The organism is Nocardia sp. NPDC041819, assembly GCF_055590505.1.
On the sequence record NZ_JBVJAP010000025.1, the window covers coordinates 21,851 to 44,022 of the forward strand.

Genomic DNA, 22,172 nt, shown 5'->3' on the forward strand with positions numbered 1-22,172 from the left:
TGGTTCAGCAACCCTGATCGCCGGTGGCACAAAGAAGTCTCGGGCAGGACTCCCCGAGTCGGTCGTCAGCTCGCATCACCTTCGGTGTCGGGGTGTCCATCTATGTCCCACCATCCCGACCGAACGACGCCGCAGGCAGGTACTCACGCCAGCGTCAGCACCTGCCGTCGACGAAGCACGTGTGCGTAGTGGTCGACTCCCCCTCCGGACACAAAAACGTGGCAAATATGCCTCAGAAATCGTGTCCGGGCGCAGCCTGGACACTCTCTCCCGGATTCCCAGCGCGACCTGCGGTTTTACCCCCTCAGGGGGTGAAAAGTGTGACCGATGACACACTAATCCCGGTCGTTCCCTCTTTCGCTTTGGCCCCGGTCGGCGGTGGCCTTGACACCATGCCCGGTGTGCCGGGGTTGCCGCTGGGGAATGTCGAGCAACCGCCGCAGCGGACGGCGGTGCACAGCATCCGCCCGGTCGATTCCGACGGCCATGTCGTCGACAAGACCGTTCTCACGGCGCTGGACTGGCGTGCCGGTGATCGGTTGTCGTGGCGGATCGCGGGCGGGCTGATCGTGATCACCCGCCCCGGCTACGGCCGCCGCGGCATCACCAAACACGGTCACCTTCCGCTGCCGGCGGCGATCCGTCGCAGCGCGGGCATCCGCGTCCACGACCGGGTCCTGCTGGCCGCCGACCCCGAGCAGGCTCTGCTGGTGGTGTATCCCGCGCACGTGGTGGATGAGATCCTGGCGCGCCGCTTCTGCGAAGGAGCCGGGCAATGAGCACGCGTACCGACGCCGACATCGCCACGGTGCAGATGATGATGGACCGTCTCGGGCTCAGCGTCGCCGACCTGACCGCACGCGCCGAATCTCCCCGCGCCGTTCCGGCTTTCGCCGAGTACATCCCGACCGTGCTGGCGGCGATGCCCACCGGATTGACCCGCAACCACTATCAAACATATTGGAACAAGATCCTCGCCCAGCCCGGGTGGGCGCAGCGGCGCTTGGACGAGCCGACGACGGCGGATCTGCAGGTGCTGTGTGAGGCGATCCGCGCGCAACGGGTTATCCGCCGCAGCGACCGCGGCGGAGGCGACGTGGTCCGCCACGTCATCGACGCGTTGCGGCGGTTGTATAAGCACGCCGAGGACAACCGCGTCATCGAACACCGGGACAATCCAGCTGCCCGGTTGACCAAGCCGAAGCGCACTCGCTCGAATCGGCGTGCGTTGCACAGCGATCTGCTGGCGCAGATCGTTCATGTCGCGGCGACCACGGGCAACGATCCGGAGTTGGATACGTTGTTGCTGCGGCTGCATACCGAGACCGGATGCCGCCGTGGTGGGGCGCTGGCGTTGCGGCCGCAGGATCTGGATCCGGTGCAGTCGCTGGTGCTGTTGCGGGAGAAGGGCGGCACGCAGTTGTGGCAGCCGGTCTCCCCCACCCTGATGCGCGCGTTGTGCCGGCACGCTGAGCAGCGCGGCGCGGCACCGAACGAGCAGTTGCTGCGCGCTCGCAATGGGAAACCGATCACCCGCCGCCGCTACAACGGACTGTTCGAACGCCTCGGCCGCCACCTGCCGTGGGTTCATTCTCACGGCATCTCCATTCACTGGCTGCGTCACACCACCACGACGTGGGTCGAACGCCATTACGGCCCTGCGGTAGCGAGCGAGTTCGCCCGCCACAGCCACAACGGGAGCGGAACGACCGGCATCTACACCACCGCCACCATCAACGAAGTCGCCGCCGCCATCGCTCACCTCACCGGCGAACCCCATCCTTTGGCCACAACACCACCCAGCTCGGATCGGGCCAGGAGCGGTTCGGCGAACATCCCTGCTCTGGAGGGCGCACAATGACCAATAGTCTCCACTCCGCTGCGGCCGCGTCCAACGAGTCATCCGATCGGCCGAAAGAATTCGTGGTCGAGTCGGGGCGATGGTGGTCGCGTCGCGGCGACCGGCTGGTGCCGACGGATCTGGCACGGCGTGTCGCCCTGTCCGAGGAACAGTTGCCCTGGCAGGGACACCGCGCCCTGTATGACGTGCACAGTGAACGGGAGATCGCCGCCGAACGGGCCCTGCACGTGTGGATGCGCGCCAAGCAGCGCCGCCAGCGCAAACGCGTGTTCCGTGCCGAACTGGCGAACGCGGATCGCGACCGACGCACCGCGGCCGCGATAGAGCGCGAGGACGCCACCGAGCAACGCTGGCACCGGCGCGCTCGCGCCCAGCGGCGGCGCGAAACCAATCCTGATGCGCTGGAGGGGATGCTGCACCGTCGCGCGACCCGCTCGTCGTGGCGGCTGCGGGCGGTCATGGCCATCGGGTTGCTGTGGTCAGCGGTCAACGTCGGCCGCAACCTCACCCCGGACGGCGCGAGCGGGGAGGTGAGCTGGTGGCTGCTGTGGGCGCTGAGTTTCGGTATCGAAGCGATGATCTCGGTGCCGATCCTCGAGATCATGGCCCAAGCCGCCACCGCCGCGCGCCTGGGCATCACGGTGCAACGCACCAAGATCCTGCTGTTCGAAGCCGTGCTCTTGACGTCCACGGTCGGACTCAACAGTGGCCCGCACCTGGCGGCCGGTGATCTCGGCCGCGCCGCGGAATACTCCGTCGCCCCGATCATGGTGGTGGTGTTGATGTGGTTGCACGCCTGGCTCACCGCCCGCAACGCCGAAATGATCTCCGCGATCGCTGCCCGCCGCACCGAAACCGCCGCGCACGAATCTCCTGCATCCGAAGCCAGCGGCATAAGCGCCGCGGAGCGCGCGATTGCATCGTCCGGTCGGCTGGTGCTGTCACCGGTGACGCCGGGTCCGGTGTATGACGCCTCGGCGACCACCATCGCGGCCGCTGGATCCGAATCGGTGGGTTCCGCACCGTTACCCCGGACCGTGGAAACCGCTACTGCCACGCCAGCCGATCTCGATGCGCAGGCACCATCTCACCCGCCCGCTGACGCCACAGCGAGAGCAGATGGCGACACCATGACCACGGTGGAGATCGACCCGTGCGGTGAGATCGCCGAGCAGCTGGTGCTGCGCAAGCTTGTGCAGAAGCCCGCCCCGCAGATCGTGGCCATTCTGCAGTTGGCCGCCCAAGGGTTCAATGCCAACCGGATCGCCACCGAAATGAGCACGATCACCTCGACGCCGTGGGCGCGCTCCACAGTCGACCGCATCATCGCCCGCGCCGAATCCCTGGGCTTCGACCCCACCACCGCCGAGCAGGGGGCGGCCGCCTAACCCATTGTCTGCTTGGCGTGGTGCCCGCGGACACTGCTGGTGTCGCACCCCGCCTGCACACGCACTAGTTCCGGCCAGAAAGGACGCCACTACAGAGACGTACCGTTGTGGGCTGGCTTCGCCGCTCGGTCCACAGCCCTCGAAAACGCGTAGTGCCCTCAGTTAGCGGCTGAGGGCACTACCAACAACACAACCCTGAAGGCTGCTTATGCCAAGCACCCCCAAGGGTAGCTCACGCCTGCGCGCGCCATCAACCGCTGCTGACCGCAGCGGCGACCGCGCACGCTGTCCTGACGCCGGGCTGCCCGATGATCGTGAAAGCCGTTCGCACACAACCGATAATGATCAGGCGAATGCCGCCGTGGCGCGTGCGGTGTTCCTGCGGCTGGCGCCGCTGCTGGCCGCGCGGCGCTCGATGCGCTTATGGAACCCGAGCCTGGACGGCTACAACGACCGCGCCCAAACACTGACCCGGAAACTGCCCGACCAGCCAGCGGCGATTCCGATCTATCGCCACGGCCGCACGCGCCTGCTGGCGCTGGATTTCGACAGCACCCGCGACCACACCGGCGCGGTTGAGCGCGACGTGCACCGGTGCCTGGCTTGGATTCGGGAAACCGGTGGCCGCGCGATCACCGACCGCTCCACCAGCGGCGGCCGCCACATCCTCATCCCGCTACCGATCGGTGTCACCCTCGATCTCGCCGAGGCCGAGTCCGTCGTGCGCCTGCTGGCCGAGCGACTGCCCACCCTGGACATCACACCGATGCTCAACGCGGACAGCGGCTGCATCACCCCTCCCGGATCACGCTGCAAACAAGGCGGATACCGACGCCTCGACGGCAGCATCGACGACGCCCTCGACACCCTCACCACCCGATCCGCCCCCGGCTTCCTCCCCCACTTGCAACAACTGGTGGCCGGGACCGCGCACGACACGACCACCGCGCGCACAGCATGCACGACACCGCGCGCGCCGCGCACAGCCGCGACAATCGCGCGCGACATGCAGCTGTGGGAAGGCGACGGCGAGCGCGCGCGGTTGCGCACGGAATACCGCCGCCAGGGCCCGATTTCAGCGACCGTCGAAGCCTTCGCGCGCGGCGGCGTCGCGCCCGCTGATGGCCGCTGGATGACGCGCGCGGGCCGGCTGGATCGCTCCGCGGCACGCCAATCCGTGCTCGCCGCCGCCCTCGTGCGCGGCTACTCCTACCTCGACGTGCGCGCGCAACTCCCCGCCGCTGGCGGCAGCTGGCGCGGGTTCGCCGACGCCTACCGCCGCTACGGACGTGGCGCCGACGCCGCGATGCGCCGCGACTGGAACTCGGCGTGTCGGTGGGCCGAGCGCACTGTCCCCGAATTCCTGTCTGTAGCGCACAAGAGGAATGACACAGGGGGGTCACCCGGGCACCGGCAGTCGGCGCACCTACAGCAGCGGTGGCTGGCGGCCGCCACGTCGTGGGCGCACGCACAGTGGCCGCGGTCCCCGCGGCGGTGGACGGTGCTGGCGGTGCTGCAGGCCTTGGCGTGGGCCTCAGCAGTGGGGGGCCAGCTCGCGCGTGGTGTGCCCGTCGTCGAGTTCGGTGGCCGGTCGCTGTCCCTGGCCGCTGGTGACCTGCCCGAATCCACCGTGTGGGGCGTCCTGCGGGAACTGCGCGAACTACCCGGCGCACCGATCTTCCGCATCCGCCCAGGCCAAGGACTGCTCGCCGACCGCTACGCCTTGGTCACGCCGCACCACGGCGTCCGCCCGATTCGCCCCAACGACGGCCAAATCGGCCGCACAAGGGTTGAACCCGTCCATCCCGCCTGGTCGGTCCTCGGCCTGCACTGCCGAGGACCGTATGAACTCGTCACCCGCGAGGGGCTCACCACTCCAGCCGACGTGTTCGCCGCCGCTTCCATCAGCCTCAGCGCCGGATACGACGCCTTGGCCATCCTCACCACCGCAGGACTGATCACCCATACCCACGGACGCCTACAACCCGGGACAACCAGCCTCGATGACATCGCGCACGCGCACGGCCTCCACCACCGGCGCATCGAACGCCTCACCCGCCACCACCAACACCGCGCAACCTGGAAACACTGGCTCCCCCAGCACACCGAACCCGACCATTCCCACGCTCAACTCCGCTCCGAGGCCGGACAGCAGCGGCCGACCGGCACAGCCACCGTGCTGCGCCGAGCCGAGGCACGAAGAAACCTCAACCCCTGCGCAGGCACCGGGGCGTCCGGCGGATCCCGACCCGGGAGCGCCGGCGGGGCGGAATGCCCGCCCCCCGTAACCACACTTAGTGCCGTGGCGGTTGAGCCCACCGTACGGGGCGGATCCGCGCGCGGCGTGCGCGCCGTGCCCGAGGCCGGCGACCACGAGCACAGCGGATGGCCCAGGCTGGCCGCGCAGCGCGCGCGATCGTCGGCCAGCACCGTCGATGAACGCGCGCACACAACATCCGGCCCCGCTTACCCGCGCGTCCCCGTCGAGATCTACATGGAGACATCCGACGCGCCGATCGCTGGTGGCCGTTGGTTGATCGCAGCAGACTCGACTGTGATCTACGAGCGCCCCACCGGGGTGAAGGTGGCTTCCACCGTTCCAGCAGCCCTCCTTCGGAACTCACCATCATGGAGACGGGTTCGTAGCGGGTGATCGGCCGAGATGGAGCCCCTACGTAAACCGACGAGTCACCGTGTTTTCGGTGTGTCGGCATGTAACGGTCGGCGCTGTCGCGGCGAATAGCGACTGGGTGCAGGTATTTTGGTTACCACTCCGGTGGCCGGTACCCGACGTTGGATGCGCGCGCTGCCGCCGAACCAAGCACACGATTCCCCCTGTCCGGCGGCAGCGCCCCCGCTGAGCAGGGTGTCCACTCCTACCCGGTGAGCGGGGATCGGGCTCATGCCGAGTCCACGGTAACCGGCGGCGTGACCACCATCCACGCCGCCACGGTGGGCCGCCACTCTCGCCGCCTTGAAGGAAGCGAACGAAGTGCGAGCTGCGCCACCCGCAACACGGTCCGAAGGGCTATGGCCCGCCAAGGCCCTGACTGCGGCCTGGGCACTGATGAGGCATCCGGTCTTCAGGGTGATGTATCCATCGGTCGCGGCATAGGCGCGACCGCTCTCGATGTCGTACCAGCCCGAACCCGGATTGTTCGTCGTGTCACGACGTTGCCCGTCCGGGCGGACCCGATGATCGTGATCCACCCGTCCGGACCCCGCACCGCTTACACCAGATGTGTCTACAGGTTGATGCGGAAGTGGATCGGTTGGGTGGTGCCGCCGATGGAGACGGTGCCCTCGGGGATCGTCGAGGCCTGGACGTCGGCGGTGTAGAAGCATGTCGTCGAGGCGGTGATCTCTGGCGCGGTGACGCTCACCGCCCCGTCGGGGCCGACCGTGACCGGCAGCGGAGTGTCGATACCGGTGTTGGGGCAGCGATAGCGGACGATACCGCCAGGCGCCAAACCCACCCCTGAAGGGAAATCGAGGGTGATGGTCTGACCGGCGGTAACCGTGGTGTTCGCCGACACCGTGAAGGCCAGCTGCGTGGTCACCCCTGCCGTCATCACCACCGGATCCGGTGGATCCTGAACAACCGAGAAGACGACAGCCTCCACCCGCCGCGCCCGATGGTTGAGGATTTCGGCGATGTAGAGGTTGCCCGCACTGTCCACCGCCACACCCTCGGGGTAGTGGAGTTCGGCGTCGATGGCGGGCTGGTTGTCGCCGTTGTAGCCCCCCGTTCCGGTACCCGCCACCGTGGTGATGACCCCGGTGGCATGATCGACCCTCCGCACCCGCTGGCTGTTCTCATCGGAGATGTAGAGGTTGCCCGGCCCGTCCACCGCCACACCCTGCGGGTAGTCAAGGCTGGCGTTGATGGCGGGCTGGTTGTCGCCGTTGTAGCCGCCGGTGCCGGTACCCGCCACCGTGGTGATGACGCCGGTGGCATGATCGACCCTCCGCACCCGCTTGTTGCCGGTGTCGGCGATGTACAGGTTGCCCGGCCCGTCCACCGCCACACCATCCGGGTCTTGGAGTTCGGCGTCGACGGCGAGCTGGTTGTCGCCGCTGTAGCCCGCGGTGCCGGTACCCGCCACCGTGGTGATGACCCCGGCAGGATTCACCCTGCGCACCCGCTGGTTGTAGCGGTCGGCGATATAGAGGTTGCCCGCCCCGTCCACCGCCACACTGCACGGTTGGCTGAGTTCGGCGTCGATGGCGGGCTGGTTGTCGCCGCTGTAGCCCTGGGTGCCGGCACCCGCCACCGTGGTGATGGCTCCGACAGGATCGACCCTACGCACCCGCTGGTTGAAGAGATCGGCGATATAGAGGTTGCCCGCCCCGTCCACCGCCACACTGCACGGTTGGTTGAGTTCGGCGTTGATGGCGGGCCGGTTGTCGCCGTTGTAGCCGCCGGTGCCGGTCCCCGCCACCGTGGTGATGACCCCGGTGGCATGATCGACCCTCCGCACCCGCTGGTTGTGAACGTCGGCGATGTAGAGGTTGCCCGCCCCGTCCACCGCCACACCGCCCGGGGCGTCGAGTTCGGCGTTGATGGCGGGCCGGTTGTCGCCGTTGTAGCCCTCGGTGCCGGTACCCGCGACCGTGGTGATGAGCCCGAAAGCGATAGGTGCTGTGCTCTTGGAAGCCTCCCTCTTGTCGGGTTCCGTATAACGACGGTGTGTTGCAAGTGTCTGTGAGGGCGCCGCCTCGATGCTGAAGTGCATCGGCTGGCTGGTGCCGGCGACGGCGACGGTGCCCGCGGGGATCGCCGGTGCCTGAACGTCGGCGGAGTAGAAGCATGTCGTCGAGGCAGTGATCTCGCTGGCGGTGACGATGATGGACCCGTCGGGGCCGGTCGTGATCGGCAGAGGGGTGTCGGTGCCGGTGTCTGGGCAGTGGAAGCGGACGGTGCCGCCCGGCGCCAAGCCCACCCCGGAGGGGAAACCGAGGGTGATGGTTCGACCGGCAGGAACCGTGCAGTTCGCCGACACCGAGAACTTCAGCTGCGTGGTCACCCCTCCGGTCATCACCACCGGATCCGGTGGGTCCTGAACCACGGTGAAGACAGGCTCTTCCACCCGGAAGTGGATCGGTTGGGTGGTGGCGCCGATGGAGATGGTGCCCTCGGGGACATCCTCGATGAAAACCGGGGCCTGGACATCTACCGAGTAGAAACATGTCGTCGAGGCAGTGATCTCCTCGGCGGTGACGCTCACCAACCCATCGGGGCCGACCGTGACCGGCAGAGGGGTGTCGGTGCCGGTGTCCGGGCAGATGTAGCGGATGACACCGCCCGGCGCCAAGCCCACCCCCGACGGGAAACCGAGGGTGATCGTCTCACCGGTGGTAACCGTGCAGTTCGCCGACACCGTGAACTCGAGTTGCGTGGTCACCCCCGCCGTCATCATCACCGGGTCCGGGGCATCCTGAACGACCGTGAAGACAGGCTCTGCTACGCGGAAGCGGATCGGCTCGGTGGTGCCGCCGATCGATATGGTGCCCTCGAGGACACCTCCGAAGAACCCCTCGATGAAGACCGGGGCCCAGACGTCGGCGGTGTAGAAGCATGTCGTCGAGGCCGTGATCTCCTCGGCGGTGACGTTCACCGACCCGTCCGCGCCGACCGCGACGGGAAGCTCTGTGTCGGTGCCGGTGTCCGGGCAGACGTAGCGGACGACACCGCTCGGCGTCAGACCGACGCCTGACGGGAAATCGAGGGTGATGGTCTGACCGGCGGTAACCGTGGTGTTCGCCGACACCGTGAACGCCAGCTGCGTGGTCACCCCCGCCGTCATCACCACCGGATCCGGGGCATCCTGAACAACCGAGAAGACGACAGCCTCCACACTCCGCACCCGCTGGTTGCCGGTGTCGGAGATGTAGAGGTTGCCCGCCCCATCCACCGCCACACCCTCCGGGACGTTGAGCTCGGCGTCGATAGCGGGCCGGTTGTCGCCGTTGTAGCCGTCGGTGCCGGTACCCGCCACCGTGGTGATGACCCCGACTGGATCGACCCTTCGCACCCGCTGGTTGCCGGTGTCGGAGATGTAGAGGTTGCCCGCCCTGTCCACCGCCACACCCTCGGGGTAGTGGAGTTCGGCGTCGATGGCGGGCTGGTTGTCGCCGTTGTAGCCCCCCGTTCCGGTACCCGCCACCGTGGTGATGACCCCGGTGGCATGATCCACCTTCCGCACCCGATGGTTGTAGCGTTCGGCGATGTACAGGTTGCCCGCCCCGTCCACCGCCACACCATTCGGGTAGTCGAGGTCGGCGTGGATGGCGGCCCGGTTGTCACCGTTGTAGCCCTCGGTGCCGGTACCCGCCACCGTGGTGATGACCCCGGCTGGATCCACCCTCCGCACCCGCTGGTTGTGGAGGTCGGCGATGTACAGGTTGCCCGCCCCGTCCACCGCCACACCCTCCGGGACGTTGAGCTCGGCCTCGATGGCGGGCTGGTTGTCGCCGTTGTAGCCGTCGGTGCCGGTACCCGCCACCGTGGTGATGACCCCGGTGGCATGATCCACCCGCCGCACCCGATAGTTGACGCGGTCGACGATGTACAGGTTGCCCGCCCCATCCACCGCCACACCCTCGGGGTAGTTGAGTTCGGCGTCGATGGCGGGCTGGTTGTCGCCGTTGTAGCCGTCGGTGCCGGTACCCGCCACCGTGGTGATGACCCCGGTGGCATGATCCACCCGCCGCACCCGATGGTTGTAGCGTTCGGCGATGTACAGGTTGCCCGCCCCGTCCACCGCCACACCATTCGGGTAGTCGAGGCCGGCGTTGATGGCGGGCTGGTTGTCGCCGTTGTAGCCCTCGGTGCCGGTACCCGCCACCGTGGTGATGGCCTCGATAGCGATAGCTGCTGTGCTCATGGAAGCCTCCGTCTTCTCGAGTTCCGGATAACGACGGTGCATCAAGTGCTGTGAGGGCACCGCTTCGTGGTGCCCTCACGCAGGAATACCCCCCCACTCCCGACTACCGCACAGACAAGAAAGCCCCGGAGAAAACGAGGGCTGACCTGTGATGATGCGATGGCGATACGGGAATGAAGCAGTACTGCCGATGGCCAGAACAAGATCATCAAGCTCTGCATCGGTGCGCCTACGAGGGGATATCCACCCGAGGACCAAGCAATCGCCTCGGCCTGGGCTGTGAGGCGACACGAAATCGTCAGTTGCTGCGCGACATCAGAGGAGGTGGCCGATTTGATCGCTCAGCTTGAACAGGCCAGTAGCGCCGCCGCACAGGAAGCGCTGAAACAACAGCCGGCCATCGGCTCACCGGCATGGTTCAGGTCGGTGACAGTGCTGCTGGTCGCGGGCGGGTCTCGGTGTTCGAGGTTCTGGAACTGGAAGACGACGAGCGCGCGATCGTGCAGGCTGTGCTCGAGGCGCCCGGCCGCTGCCCGTTCAGCGTCCGCGCCGAGACGCTCGTAGCGGCGGATCCCGCGTCGGAGGCGTGAGGCGGGTATTCCTACCTGCTGCCGTCGATGCGTTCGAGCGCCGCGGCGAGCAGTGGCAGGGCGCCTTCGGCCAGCCGGTACTCCACGATCGTTCTGCGGGTCGTCGGTGCTGCGTGACTCGATCACGCGTGGTGGCGGGAGCTTGTCGGTCGTGTCGTGCATGGCCCGCCGCATCGTCGTGCGCATGCCGCCCAAGGCAGTGACGCCCAGGGGAAACAACAAGTGCACCACGAGGCCGGTAGCTGCGGGTGCGCGCGTGGCGGGCGGACACCCGGGCTGCCGGTGCCGCACGGGGGCCGGGAGGTTGGTTCGTGGTGACGGTCAGCGGTTGAGGTAGGCGGCCAGGCCACCGAGTTCCTCGGTGGCGATGAACACCGAACGGACGTTGAGGATGGCCTCTTCGACGTGGGTGGTGCAGCCCCAGGCCGAGTCGCCCCACGAATCGGCGATCTTCAGCTCGGCCGGCGCGCTGCAGCCGGCGGTGCCGCCGAGCTGGCAGTGCTCAGGGTGCGGCGTGGTGGCCTGTACGGCAGCCGCGGCTCGTATCTGGGTGGCGAGCTCGGCGGCGGCAGCGGCGCGTTGCTCGGCATCGTCGCGCAACTGGCGTTCGGCGCGTACCGCCTTGATGGTGGCCAGGCGCAGCTCCAGGTGCTGCGCGACCTGGTCGGCGAGATAGCCGAGCACGGTGCTCTGCACCTCGCTCAACTCCCGAGGCACGGCGTCGATCGCGGTAACGGTGCCGAGGTGGTGCCCGTCGGCGGTGACGATCGGGGCGGCGGCGTAGAACCGCAACCCCAGCTCACCACGTACCAACGGATGATCGAGGGTGCGCGGATCCGTGACCGCGTCGTTGACCACATACGGGCCCTCGGCGCAGAACGCCGACGCGCACAGTCCCGGTTCCGTGCCGACCTGCGCGACACCATCCAGTCCCTGGGCCGCGGCGAACCAGACCCGGTCGGCGTCGACGATGCTGACCGTGGCGATCGGGGTGCCGCACACCGCTGCGGCGGTCGCCGCGATGGTGTCGAACTGGCCGTCGGTTGGAGCGTCGAGGATCTCGTAACGGCGTACCGCAGCTAGCCGGGCGGGGTCGGTGAGGGCGGTTCTGTCAGCGGTGATCGACACGGTGTGGTGCTCGCTTCCCATGGGGGTGTTCAGTCCGGGGTAGAGTACGTGGTTGCGGCGGTCATGCCGCATCCGCTGTGGCTGCCGTGATGCCGGCGCGGTCGAGGACTCGGTACACCGTCGGGCGCGACACCTCGAACAGCTCCGCCAGTTCGGCGATGATGTGACGGCAACCTCATCACGTACAAGACGCGCGACCGACCCCTGATAACACCCGCGTCCCAGCGCTTTCCGGCGGTCAGGCGCTTTCCTCGAACACTGGCTTGGCTTGGGTGGTCAGTTCGGGCAAGTACTTGTAGATCTCGCTGCGCGAGACACCCAGCAGCCGTGTGACCGAGGAGACGGTCTCTTCCGGTCGGGTGAGGATGGCGCGGGCATGGCGGATCTGCTCGGTGTTCATGGCCGGTGGGCGGCCGAGGCGTTGCCCGCGGGCGCGTGCGGCGTCGAGGCACCGCCGCCGGGAGGGGTGATCGCGCCTGTCATCCCGCCGCAGTCGCCGTTGCAGGAACTCGTTCACGGACCGCTGGTCACGAACCGTGTGGTCCGTCCCGGCGATGGCGACCTCGTCTACGGGCTCTGCTGTGTCGGGGACGGAGGCCGGATCCTCGACAAGATCACCTGGTGTTCACGCCCGGCGAGCGGGACGCTTTCACTGCTGGCGTTGCGGATGGGAAGTTCAGCCGCAGCTGAACAGGAAAACCGCGAAGCCCCGCACCTCGAAAGAAACGAGGGCGGGGCGTCGTCCTGTGTGAACCGTCACTCAGCGCTGGCCGGGTTTGTAGCCGTGGTTGGCCTTCTTGTTCCGGCGGGCGCGCCTCTTGCTGGATCGTGTGGACACTGGAGTCGGTTACCTTTCGGTGGTCAAGCGGTGGGGTTCTGCTGGTTGGTCCAGGCGGCCAGCCGGGCTCGGGCACGTGAATTGCGCACCAGCGCAGCCGCTTGCGCCGGTTGGGTGCCTTCGTGGTATCCGCCGTTGACGACGGGAGCGCCTGGGGCGCTGTATATCGCCAGCAGATCGGCGGCGTTGTCCACTGGTGCGTCCGCGTGACTGCGGAATCGGGGCATGTCGATCTCGAAGTCGGCCGGGTGGACGCTCACCGCGGTCAGGCCTTCGGGACCGGTCTCGGCGAGCGTCCGGGTGAACATGGTCAGCGCCAGTTTGGATTGAGCGTAGACCGCCAGTGGCGTGTAGATGCCGCGTTTGCGATCCAGATCGGAGTAGTCCACGGTTCCTCCGCGATGCAGTGGAGACGACACGGTCACCACTCTGCCCCGCGCTGCCGCGACCGCGGGCGCCAGCGCCATGATCAAGCGCTGCGGTGCGAGATAGTTGACCTGCAGGGTCGTCTCGTAGCCGTCTTCGGTTTGTGAGCGGCGCTGGCCGGCCGGAATCGAGGCGGCATTGATCAGCGCGTGCAGGCACGGCACTGTCGCGGCCAGCATGGCCGCGAGTTCGTCCACCTCGGAGAGCTTCGTGAAGTCCGCGTGCACGAAGTGCAGCCTCTGCGGCGGAATGCCCGCGTATACCAGCGCTTCGAACGCTTCCTCGGCACCGTCCTTGTCCTGTGCGTGCAGGATTACGGCGGCACCGTCGGCGCCGAGCCGTCGCGCGGTCGCATGGCCTAGGCGGGTATCGGCGCCGGTCACCATGGTGATCCGGGACGCGGACAGAAATTCGGACATAACTCTCCTATCGAGTGAGCGTGGCCGCCGTCGACTGACGGCAGGCGGATCCGCAGCAGTCATCTCCGGTCAGGGGGCGCGGACGGTCAGCGGGATACGCACGACAGCACTGGCTTTCGTGCACACGAAGCTCCCTGTGGCAACGCCGAACAGGGCGGAAAGACGGAGGGTCTCAAGCCGGACTGGGCGGCTTGTCCTCGCTTCCGGAACCGAAAAGCTCGAGCGACGACGGCAATTCGTACTCGCCGCGAACCAGAGCAGTGCCGGACGGCGTGCGCGGCAGCGGCGCGACGTCCGGGATTGCGGTCATAGTCCGATGAAAAACCCGTGCGGTCGCGTGGGCAAGATTTCGCACAGCGGATTGACGAATCATTTGCGCCTGCTGCGGTCCGGATCGTCGTCGTGGTGGAGTTCGCCCATGATCTGCGTGATCGGCGCGGCAGCGGGCCACATGTATCGAAAGTGACCGCTCATCACCAGCCAGCTGTAGGACTATTGCGCCGGTGCCCAAGTAACTGCGGCAGTGCCGGGCGTGGAGGCGGTATTCAGGCTCAGGTGATGTATTGATTTCGTCAAAACCAGCGGTGATCGGCGTGGATTGTCGTCAGGAATAGCCCGGTCTCGGCTGGGGGGCCGATAGGGTCCGGCCACGATTGATGTGGCAGACCCCAGGGGTGGTTGGCATGAGCCGATACGATGATCTCGAGACCCTGCGCGAGTTGGTCGAGCACCGCCATGTGGTGGAGATCCTCGACGTCTTGTCCTACCGTGCGCACACTCTCTCGGAGATGCGCAGCGCTATCGGCGGCCGGTGGACGCTGCCGCACGCGGTCCGTGTAGTAGCCGCACGCGGACTCGTCACCGCCGAGCTGCCAGGCAGTTGGGACGACGCTCCGTCGCAGGCCGGGCGGTTGGTTCTGACCGAGCGTGGCCGGCGAACCGTCGATGCCCTGTCCAGCCTGACTGTCTGGACAGCACTCTACGAGCAAGCGGCACTGGAGCCGGACAGCTGACCCCTTGGCGGGGTACAACCGCTGTGATCCGCGGCAGAGCGAATCCGGCGGCCCAGCCGACGCGTCGACCCCACAACGGCACCGCCCGGGCACCCGCCGCCGGCCGGTAGAACACACCGTTGCGTGGCTGCACGCCGGACAAACGCCTGCGGAACCTGCTACGAACACCGCGCCGACATAGATCACACCCTGCGGTGATCAACTGTGATCGACTCGGCGCTGCGGAAGCAACCCAGGCGCCCTGGGCCGGACAGGTCCCGGTCCCGAGTTGCCCCGCGGGCGTTGCTTACGGCATCTTTACTCTGGAGCGCCGGGAAGTCTGGTCGGCATGTGGTCCGTGGACTCGGGTCACACCCACCAACCTGGGAGTTTGTTGTGACGGGCAGGTACTTGATCTTGACGAACTTCGCGCGGGCGATCACACCGTCCCGGGTCGTATCCTGCAGGTGTGCGTGCTGCTCAAATGGCCGAGGAATACCCGGTGGTCAGTCTGGACACCGACGCGCTGGACGCTGCTCGGCTGCTGGCCGAGCACCGGTTGCCCGGGATCGTGGTGACCGACGGCCAAGGCGCCCCGCAAGCCGTCTTGCCCGCCTCCCAAGTGGTGCGCTTCATCGTCCCGAAATACGTGCAGGACGATCCGTCCTTGGCCGGTGTGCTCACCGAATCGATGTGCGACCGGATCGCGGACAAGCTGCGCGGAAAGAAGGTCCGCGACGTCATCCCCGAACGGCTCAGCAAGGTGCCTGCGGCCCGGTCCGACGACACGATCGTCGAGGTCGCCGCGGTCATGGCCCGGTTCCGCTGCCCGCTCATCGCCGTGCTGAAGGGCGACGAACTCATCGGAGTGATCACCGCATCCCGGCTACTGGCCGCTGCGCTGCAAGACGGCTGACCCCCGACGGGATCACGAGCGCCACATCGACCGCTCGTGTGTGGTGGACATCGTGACGGTCGTCGCGGTCTCGGTCTTCCTCGTCGCCTACGCCCTCATCGCCACCGAACGCATCCACAAGACGAAGGCCGCCCTCGGCGGCGCCGCGATCCTGCTCGCCTTCGGCGTCATCGGATCCGAAGACGCGTTCTACTCCCATGAGATCGGCATCGACTGGGATGTCATCTTCTTGCTGCTGGGGATGATGATCATCGTCGGTGTCCTGCGTCAGACCGGTGTCTTCGAATACACCGCGATCTGGGCGACCAAACGCGCCAGAGGATCCCCGCTACGGGTGATGGTCCTGCTGGTCCTCATGTCCGCCCTCGCGTCGGCCATGCTCGACAATGTCACCACCGTGCTGCTCATCGCGCCGGTGACGCTGCTGGTCTGCGACCGGCTCGCGATCAACCCGGTTCCCTTCCTCATCGCCGAGGTCCTCGCGTCCAACATCGGCGGCGCGGCCACCCTCATCGGCGACCCGCCGAACATCATCGTCGGCAGCCGGGCCGGGCTGTCGTTCAACACCTTCCTGATCCACATGGCGCCGATCGTGCTCATCGCGCTCGCGGTATTCACGCTGCTGCTTCCGCGCCTTTTCCGAGGCAGTTTCGACGTGGACCCCGCCCGCGCGGCCGATGCCATGACCCTCAACGAACGCGAAGCCATCAGCGATCCCAGGTTGCTGGTGAAATGCGCGATCGTGCTCGCCGCCGTACTGGCCGGGCTTGTCGGACACTCGCTGTTCCACATCGCGCCATCGGTGGTGGCCCTGCTCGGCGCCGGTGTGCTGGTCCTGATCTCGGGCGTCCCGCAGCGCGACTACCTGTCCGCGGTGGAATGGGACACCTTGCTGTTCTTCGCGGGCCTGTTCGTGATAATCGGCGCTCTGGTGAAAACCGGGGTGATCGAACGACTCGCCGAACTGGCCACCGACGTCACCGGCGGTAACGCGCTGCTGGCGACGATGCTCATCCTCGTCGTCTCCGCGTTGCTATCCGGCCTCATCGACAACATCCCTTACGTCGCGACCATGAGCCCCCTGGTCGCCGACCTCGTCGCGAGCATGGACGATCCTCGAGCCGGTGCGCTGTGGTGGGCGCTGGTTCTGGGCGCGGACTTCGGCGGGAACCTCACTGCCGTCGGCGCCAGCGCCAATGTCGTGATGCTCGGCATCGCCCGCAGCGCCGACAATCCGATCAGCTTCTGGGAATTCACCCGCAAAGGCATCGTCGTCACCGCTGTCACCATCGCGGTTGCCGCACCGTATCTCTGGCTGCGCTACTTCGCGCTCCACTGACCCGCCACGCGGCAGCCGCTCATCCACCGCGCAGGTTGCGGCGTCGGATGAGGTAGGCCACGATGAGGAACCCGCCGATCAAGGCCGCCGTGACGAACTCACCCATCGCGCCCTCCTTTCAGCGAGAGTTCAGGAGTCCGAAGCAGGATCCGGGTATTGCCCCGAGACCGACACGACCATACTCCGATATCCCGCGATACCGGCCATTCGTGCGTAGTCGTCTACCGCTCGTAGCCGCAGTGTGGTGAAGAATCACAGTAAGAGAAAGAATAAGATCGACCCGGAAAGCGTAAGCAGGTCATAAAAGCATGCTCGTGTGCTGAAACCACATCTCGGGACGGTCCGCTGGTGTTCGCTCTGTGAGTGGATATGGTCACTGCTGCCGTCAAGGTTGCATAAACGGGCATTCCATTCCCAAATCTGCCGGTCGAGACTCGCTGCTGTGAGTACTGTTGCACCGCGCACTGTCCCCCCATCGCGCGGAAAAACGAAGAACGGTTCGCTTTCCGCCGGCTTGACCGTGTCCACCGGACTGGCCGGTCTTTCACTGGACGCGATGGCTTCGGTCTCCTATGGACCGGAGGCGATCGTGCTGGTGTTGGCCACCGCCGGAGCCGCGGGCCTGGGCATGACTCTGCCGGTGACGCTGGCCATCGCCGCGCTGCTGGCGGTGCTCGTCGCGTCTTATCGGCAAGTCATCGCGGCGTTCCCGAACGGTGGTGGCGCGTACGCGGTGGCGAAACGTCATCTCGGCCGACGCGCAAGCTTGGTCGCCGCGGCGTCTCTGATCGTGGACTACGTCCTCAACGTCGCGGTATCCATCGCCGCCGGGGTCGCGGCACTCACCTCGGCGTTTCCAGTGTTGCACGGGTCGACGTCATGGATATGCCTGGCCGTACTCATCGGCATCACGGTGTTGAATCTGTTCGGGATCGTGCACAGCGCACGAGCGTTCATGGCGCCGACCATCGTGTTCGTGGCCGGCATCTTCGCCGTGATCCTCGGCGGACTGTTTCGCTCCGAGCCCGCCGCGCTCGACTCCGGTCCAGAGATGGTCGGAGACGTGCAGACCGTCGGGGTGCTGCTGCTGCTCAAAGCGTTCTCCAGTGGCTGCGCGGCGCTGACGGGCGTGGAAGCGATCGCGAACGCGGTGCCGAGCTTCGCCGCGCCGCGTGTTCAGCGGGCCCGGCGCGCGGAAGTGGCGCTGGGCGGGCTACTGGGCACGATGCTCATCGGTCTCGCGGTGCTGATCGAGAAATTCCAGATCCACCCGATCGAGGGCACCACCGTGCTGTCCCAGCTCACCGCCGCCGTACTGGGCCACGGAATCGGCTACTACGCAGTGCAATTCGCGACGGTCATCCTGCTGGCGCTGGCCGCGAACACCTCATACGGCGGTCTGCCGACCCTGACCAGACTCCTGGCCGACGACAACTGCCTCCCACACCGCTTCGCCGTGCACTCCCCGCGACAGGTCTACCGATACGGGGTCACGGCACTGGGGCTGAGCGCGGGCGTGCTGCTGATCGGCGCGAACGGGAACATGAACGCGCTGGTGCCCCTGTTCGCGATCGGCGTGTTCGTTGGCTTCACCATCGCTCAGGCCGGGATGGTCCGGCACTGGTGGGTCGATCGCGATCATGGGTGGCGGAAGCGATTGACACTCAATGGGTTCGGCACCCTACTCACCGCGGCGGCCGCTGTCGTCACCACTGCTATGAAATTCACCGCAGGCGCCTGGCTGATCGTCCTCGTGCTGCCCGCCCTGGTGCTGGGCATGCAGCGCATCCGCTCCACCTACACTCGCATCGACGATCGCCGCCGCGCGGATGCGGTGCCACCACCACCGCGACCCCGCGACGCCGTGGTCGTCGTACCGGTGTCGGAAGTCTCCGAGCTGAGTAGCGAGGCACTCTCCGCGGCGATGTCCATCGGGACCGACATCGTCGCCGTCCACGTGTGCCTACCCGGTGAGTCGGTGACGGCATTCACCAAAGCGTGGGACGTGTGGCATCCCGACGTTCGATTGGTGCTGTTGGAAGCGCGCGACGCGACCGTCGGCCGGCCCGTCGCACGCTACCTCGACGACTATTTCGCCGACCGCAGGAAAATCGTGGTGATCGCGGAAATCGACCCGCCGGCTGGCTGGGCCCGGGTCCTGCCGAGCCACCGCAGCGACGAACTCGAACGGCAACTACGCCGGATGAGCGACACCGTCGTCTGCCACCTCCGCATCCAACTCGCCTGAATCGGCGGACTCGCCGAACACTGGTCGATGTCCAGTTAGCCCGGCATCGGCGACGATCTCGACCACAACGAAGCCGAAATGGAAATGCGGAGAACGGGTGTCGGGGATTGCGGCGATAAATGTGCTGATGGAACGAGGAAAGAGGAATTCGGCCGCGGGCCGCTGCGTCTGTACTTGCTGGATCGGCTGCCCGAAGCCGTTCGCCCGCTGGACGCGGCGGCGGAAGCGGAACTTTCTTGCCGATCCCGACAGCGCCGTCCAGCAGATCTACGACAAGTACGCCTTGGGCGGGTTCAGCGTAGGCGGCCGCGAAGACGTCAACCGGGCTGCTTCCACAGAACCCCAACTGTTATACAGCCGCGCCACTGTGTGATTCAGGCTCTGCCAGCCTGGCGCCGGACCACACACCGAGAATGCGCCTAGCTTGAGTTTTAACCTGTGCGGCGTGGTCGTGGTCCAGCGGGTTTGGCTGGGTTCTGGTTGCTGGGTGTCTTGATGTGCACGTCGTAGCGGGGCGCTGGTCGCGGTGGCCGGCCGGTCGACCGGGTCCGGGTCGGGAGGGTTTCGGTGCACTGGCGGGACAGGCCGCTTCCCGACGGAGGTGCCGAAAGCCTCGACGGACACGTGCGGGTGTAAGGCGTTGTGGGGCTGTGGGTTTCTCCCACGGACGCGGGATGTCGACGGTGAGTTCGCGAGCAAGGCGCAACTGTGCGTGGGTACCGCTACCTCGCACCGGCGCCGACCGTGGTGATCGCGGTGGTCGTGATACTCGCCAGCGGCGGCGAGGAAGCGGGGCCGCAATCGTGATCGCGCTCGGCCTTGGCGCACTGACCGCGGCTGTTGCCTGCCTGGCATGAGACCTGTGGCTGCGTCCCGGACGATAACCCCACGCAAAACATTGATCGTCCCGCAGAAATCGATGCGGTACGTGAGCGACCGGGGCCGCCGCCGGAAGCCTTTGACCACCCGGAGCGAGGACAAGCCCCATCGGGGTGAAAACCGGCGCGACCACCCTGCGATCACCGGGCACTTCGTCAAGCCTGGGCGCCAGCCGCAGCCCTCCCTGCAAGGTAGCACTGGCACCGATTTTGGACTGTCCGCGATCGACCGTCCGTGACCTGCAAGTCAGGTGCGACACTCATCACCGACGTCTCGGCCGGCGGCACCTGATCGCTGAAGTTTGACGAATCCTTATTGTGTTGAGCCACTTTCCTTGACGGATTCCATGCGTCCGGAGTCATAGGCTGAAAAATCGTGCGTCCCACTCCTTGGCAGAGCAAAAATTCTCGACACAAACAGGTTGACTCATTTGGTGGGGAACGACGACGGCGATGGGATGGCGCGCAGCTCCGGGTCGCTCTCGGGAGAAAGTGGCTGGGGGCCGTGCTCCGCGGAAACTGGGTTCACTTATCTGCCGCGACCGGGTGCATGATCACATTTGTCCTGCTGTTCCACCCGTGGCTGACCACAGGCACAGGCGGGACGGACGGTGTGATCCAAGCAAACGCCTTCGGCCGCATCCACGTGACGACCTTCTGGGTCGATCTCTGGGCGCAAACATCGGTGCCCAACCCGAAAGCCAGTGGAACATGGGGCATCCTCACGAGCGTTGCGATCGTGATCGCGGTGTGCAGTGCGGCGGTCAACAGCGTGGCCCGCACCGAGGCGTTCGCGCGCCTGGCGATGGTTGCCACCGTTTTCGTTGCGATTTTCGCTATCGCCACCGCGCTATATCTGAATAGCAAGGGCGATGACCTGACGCGAGTGGTCTCGTATGGGACGGCCCGGGATCCGGGGACGCAGGTCGGATTGCTGATCCGATGGGCAAGGGGACATGACAACTATCCGGCACCCGGGATTCGCCAGGTTTCCTACGCGACCTACAGTCTCACCTGGTCTGCGATAGTCGCCGTCGGGATTTCGCTGCTTTCCGCTATGGCTGAAATTGCGCAGTGGATGCGCGGACGCAATAGCGGTCCGCGCCGAAAGGGATTGCAAGACGATGTGATCCGATGAACAAGGCAAGGGCCAGCCTTCATGTGAGAAGAGACCGTCGAAGCAAAATCGGTTGTGGCACCCAGCCCTGGTTACCACGGCGCCTCCAGGGCCATTCGGTCATGCATCAGTGGCGCGAAAGCGTCGGTTTCGGAGCGAGTCGCTGCGGCCTGGTTCGGGCCGAAGGGCTTCGCCTCGGTCGTCTATGGGCTGCTGGCGCTGCAATCCGGCATCGCGGGCAGCGAAGCGGTCTTCGATCTGGTCGCGGTGACGATCGCACTGTCGATCGTGCTGCCCTCTCCGACCGATGTGCCGAGCGTCAGGGGTTCGGCACATCCGCCGGGCGTGGTTGTCAGGCGCCGAGGTCGCGGTGGGTGAAGCGGTAGGTTCCCGCTGCGACGATGATCACTGAAACTCCCGCGAGCACCGCAGTGTTCGCCCATTGGAAGCCGTGGCGCAGTGGTTCACCGTCGAGGTAGTAGTGGAACGGCGAGAGGTACACGGCCCAGTCCATGCCGAGTTGTCCGGCGAACGCATCCGCGGCGTAGGCGAGGACACCGACGACCGCGGTAACTGCGAAGACGACAGTACGGCGGCCGAACGCGGCGCCGAGGCCGATGGCGAGCGCACCGAAGACCACGGCCAGCAGGGCGACGTTGAGGCATTGGGCCGCGAAGTGGATGGGGCTGATCGCGGTGAGTTCCGCGCTGCCGCGGATGGCGAGCATGCCCACCCACACGATGGCGGTGATTCCGGCGGCGGCGACTGCCAGCGCGGCGAAGCGTTGCAGGATCAGGGTGGTTCGGGTGATCGGGTAGGACATGTACAGGTCCAGGGTGCCGGATTCCTCGTCGGCTGCGGTGGCGCGGGCGCCGGTAGCCGCGCCGAAGAACATGGCCAACAGCGGCACGATCAGCCCGAACACGGTCGATCCCAGATATCCCGGCGCGGAGGTGATGTCGTCCATTCGCAGCGCTTCCCGCAGCGCGTCGGGCACGTTCTGTGCTTGCTGGGCACCGTTTTTCGCCATTTGAGGGTAGAAGCTCGCGTACATCATCGCGGCTAGGGTGATGCCGGCGGTCCAGCCGATCAGCGCGCGGCGGCCATCGCGCAAGGTCTTGGCCAGGATGGTGAAGCTCATGTCG

Annotated in this window: 17 protein-coding genes; 10 read left to right on the plus strand and 7 right to left on the minus strand. The window is 66.6% G+C overall.

What is annotated here, in order from left to right:
• The first annotated feature begins 320 nt into the window (after window positions 1–320).
• The 4 genes from ACZ6DL_RS35805 to ACZ6DL_RS35820 all read left to right on the plus strand — a co-directional run bounded on the left by ACZ6DL_RS35805 (window position 321) and on the right by ACZ6DL_RS35820 (window position 5,902).
• Window positions 321–779 carry a hypothetical protein gene (locus tag ACZ6DL_RS35805; protein ID WP_466057913.1) on the plus strand — a complete coding sequence of 153 codons (459 nt, stop codon included), beginning with the start codon at window positions 321–323 and terminating at the stop codon, window positions 777–779.
• Window positions 776–1,861: a tyrosine-type recombinase/integrase gene (locus tag ACZ6DL_RS35810; protein WP_466057915.1), complete on the plus strand. Its 1,086-nt coding sequence runs from the start codon at window positions 776–778 to the stop codon at window positions 1,859–1,861. The genes ACZ6DL_RS35805 and ACZ6DL_RS35810 overlap by 4 nt, the downstream gene beginning before the upstream one ends.
• A complete protein-coding gene (locus tag ACZ6DL_RS35815; protein ID WP_466057916.1) occupies window positions 1,858–3,249 on the plus strand; it encodes a hypothetical protein in 1,392 nt (463 codons plus the stop codon). Before ACZ6DL_RS35810 ends, ACZ6DL_RS35815 begins: the two co-directional genes overlap by 4 nt.
• Window positions 3,250–3,610: 361 nt before the next feature.
• Window positions 3,611–5,902, plus strand: coding sequence for a hypothetical protein (locus ACZ6DL_RS35820; RefSeq protein WP_466057918.1), 2,292 nt, complete (start codon window positions 3,611–3,613; stop codon window positions 5,900–5,902).
• Window positions 5,903–6,494: 592 nt separating this feature from the next.
• Here the strand turns inward: ACZ6DL_RS35820 and ACZ6DL_RS35825 are convergent.
• Window positions 6,495–10,136: an NHL repeat-containing protein gene (locus tag ACZ6DL_RS35825; RefSeq protein ID WP_466057920.1), complete on the minus strand. Its 3,642-nt coding sequence runs from the start codon at window positions 10,134–10,136 to the stop codon at window positions 6,495–6,497.
• Between the two features lie 413 nt (window positions 10,137–10,549).
• Between ACZ6DL_RS35825 and ACZ6DL_RS35830 the strand changes: the two genes are divergently transcribed.
• Window positions 10,550–10,726 carry a hypothetical protein gene (locus tag ACZ6DL_RS35830; protein WP_466057922.1) on the plus strand — a complete coding sequence of 59 codons (177 nt, stop codon included), beginning with the start codon at window positions 10,550–10,552 and terminating at the stop codon, window positions 10,724–10,726.
• Between the two features lie 321 nt (window positions 10,727–11,047).
• On the opposite strand, the gene ACZ6DL_RS35835 is transcribed toward ACZ6DL_RS35830, so the two are convergent.
• From ACZ6DL_RS35835 to ACZ6DL_RS35855, 5 genes are all read right to left on the minus strand, one after another.
• Complete coding sequence (locus ACZ6DL_RS35835) at window positions 11,048–11,875, minus strand: GAF domain-containing protein (protein WP_466057924.1); 828 nt, start codon at window positions 11,873–11,875, stop codon at window positions 11,048–11,050.
• Between the two features lie 217 nt (window positions 11,876–12,092).
• Complete coding sequence (locus ACZ6DL_RS35840; protein WP_466057926.1) at window positions 12,093–12,371, minus strand: helix-turn-helix domain-containing protein; 279 nt, start codon at window positions 12,369–12,371, stop codon at window positions 12,093–12,095.
• 243 nt (window positions 12,372–12,614) lie between these two features.
• Window positions 12,615–12,692, minus strand: coding sequence for a 50S ribosomal protein bL37 (locus ACZ6DL_RS35845; protein ID WP_466057982.1), 78 nt, complete (start codon window positions 12,690–12,692; stop codon window positions 12,615–12,617).
• Between the two features lie 23 nt (window positions 12,693–12,715).
• Entirely contained in the window at window positions 12,716–13,537 is an 822-nt protein-coding gene (locus ACZ6DL_RS35850) for an SDR family NAD(P)-dependent oxidoreductase (protein WP_466057928.1), read from the minus strand.
• A gap of 172 nt (window positions 13,538–13,709) precedes the next feature.
• Window positions 13,710–13,847, minus strand: a complete 138-nt coding sequence (locus tag ACZ6DL_RS35855; protein WP_466057930.1) for a hypothetical protein — start codon at window positions 13,845–13,847, stop codon at window positions 13,710–13,712.
• A gap of 373 nt (window positions 13,848–14,220) precedes the next feature.
• On the opposite strand from ACZ6DL_RS35855, the gene ACZ6DL_RS35860 reads away from it, so the two are divergent.
• The 5 genes from ACZ6DL_RS35860 to ACZ6DL_RS35880 all read left to right on the plus strand — a co-directional run bounded on the left by ACZ6DL_RS35860 (window position 14,221) and on the right by ACZ6DL_RS35880 (window position 21,048).
• Complete coding sequence (locus ACZ6DL_RS35860) at window positions 14,221–14,550, plus strand: winged helix-turn-helix transcriptional regulator (protein WP_466057932.1); 330 nt, start codon at window positions 14,221–14,223, stop codon at window positions 14,548–14,550.
• A gap of 448 nt (window positions 14,551–14,998) precedes the next feature.
• Window positions 14,999–15,445 carry a CBS domain-containing protein gene (locus ACZ6DL_RS35865; protein WP_466057934.1) on the plus strand — a complete coding sequence of 149 codons (447 nt, stop codon included), beginning with the start codon at window positions 14,999–15,001 and terminating at the stop codon, window positions 15,443–15,445.
• A gap of 52 nt (window positions 15,446–15,497) precedes the next feature.
• Window positions 15,498–16,784 (plus strand): ArsB/NhaD family transporter, encoded by a 1,287-nt coding sequence (locus ACZ6DL_RS35870; protein WP_466057936.1) that lies wholly within the window; start codon window positions 15,498–15,500, stop codon window positions 16,782–16,784.
• A 556-nt stretch (window positions 16,785–17,340) separates the two neighbouring features.
• Entirely contained in the window at window positions 17,341–19,032 is a 1,692-nt protein-coding gene (locus tag ACZ6DL_RS35875) for an APC family permease (protein ID WP_466057938.1), read from the plus strand.
• 1,428 nt (window positions 19,033–20,460) lie between these two features.
• Window positions 20,461–21,048: a hypothetical protein gene (locus ACZ6DL_RS35880; protein ID WP_466057940.1), complete on the plus strand. Its 588-nt coding sequence runs from the start codon at window positions 20,461–20,463 to the stop codon at window positions 21,046–21,048.
• A 331-nt stretch (window positions 21,049–21,379) separates the two neighbouring features.
• Here ACZ6DL_RS35880 and ACZ6DL_RS35885 read toward each other — a convergent pair whose 3' ends face one another.
• Entirely contained in the window at window positions 21,380–22,168 is a 789-nt protein-coding gene (locus tag ACZ6DL_RS35885) for an ABC transporter permease subunit (protein WP_466057942.1), read from the minus strand.
• Window positions 22,169–22,172 lie beyond the last annotated feature (4 nt).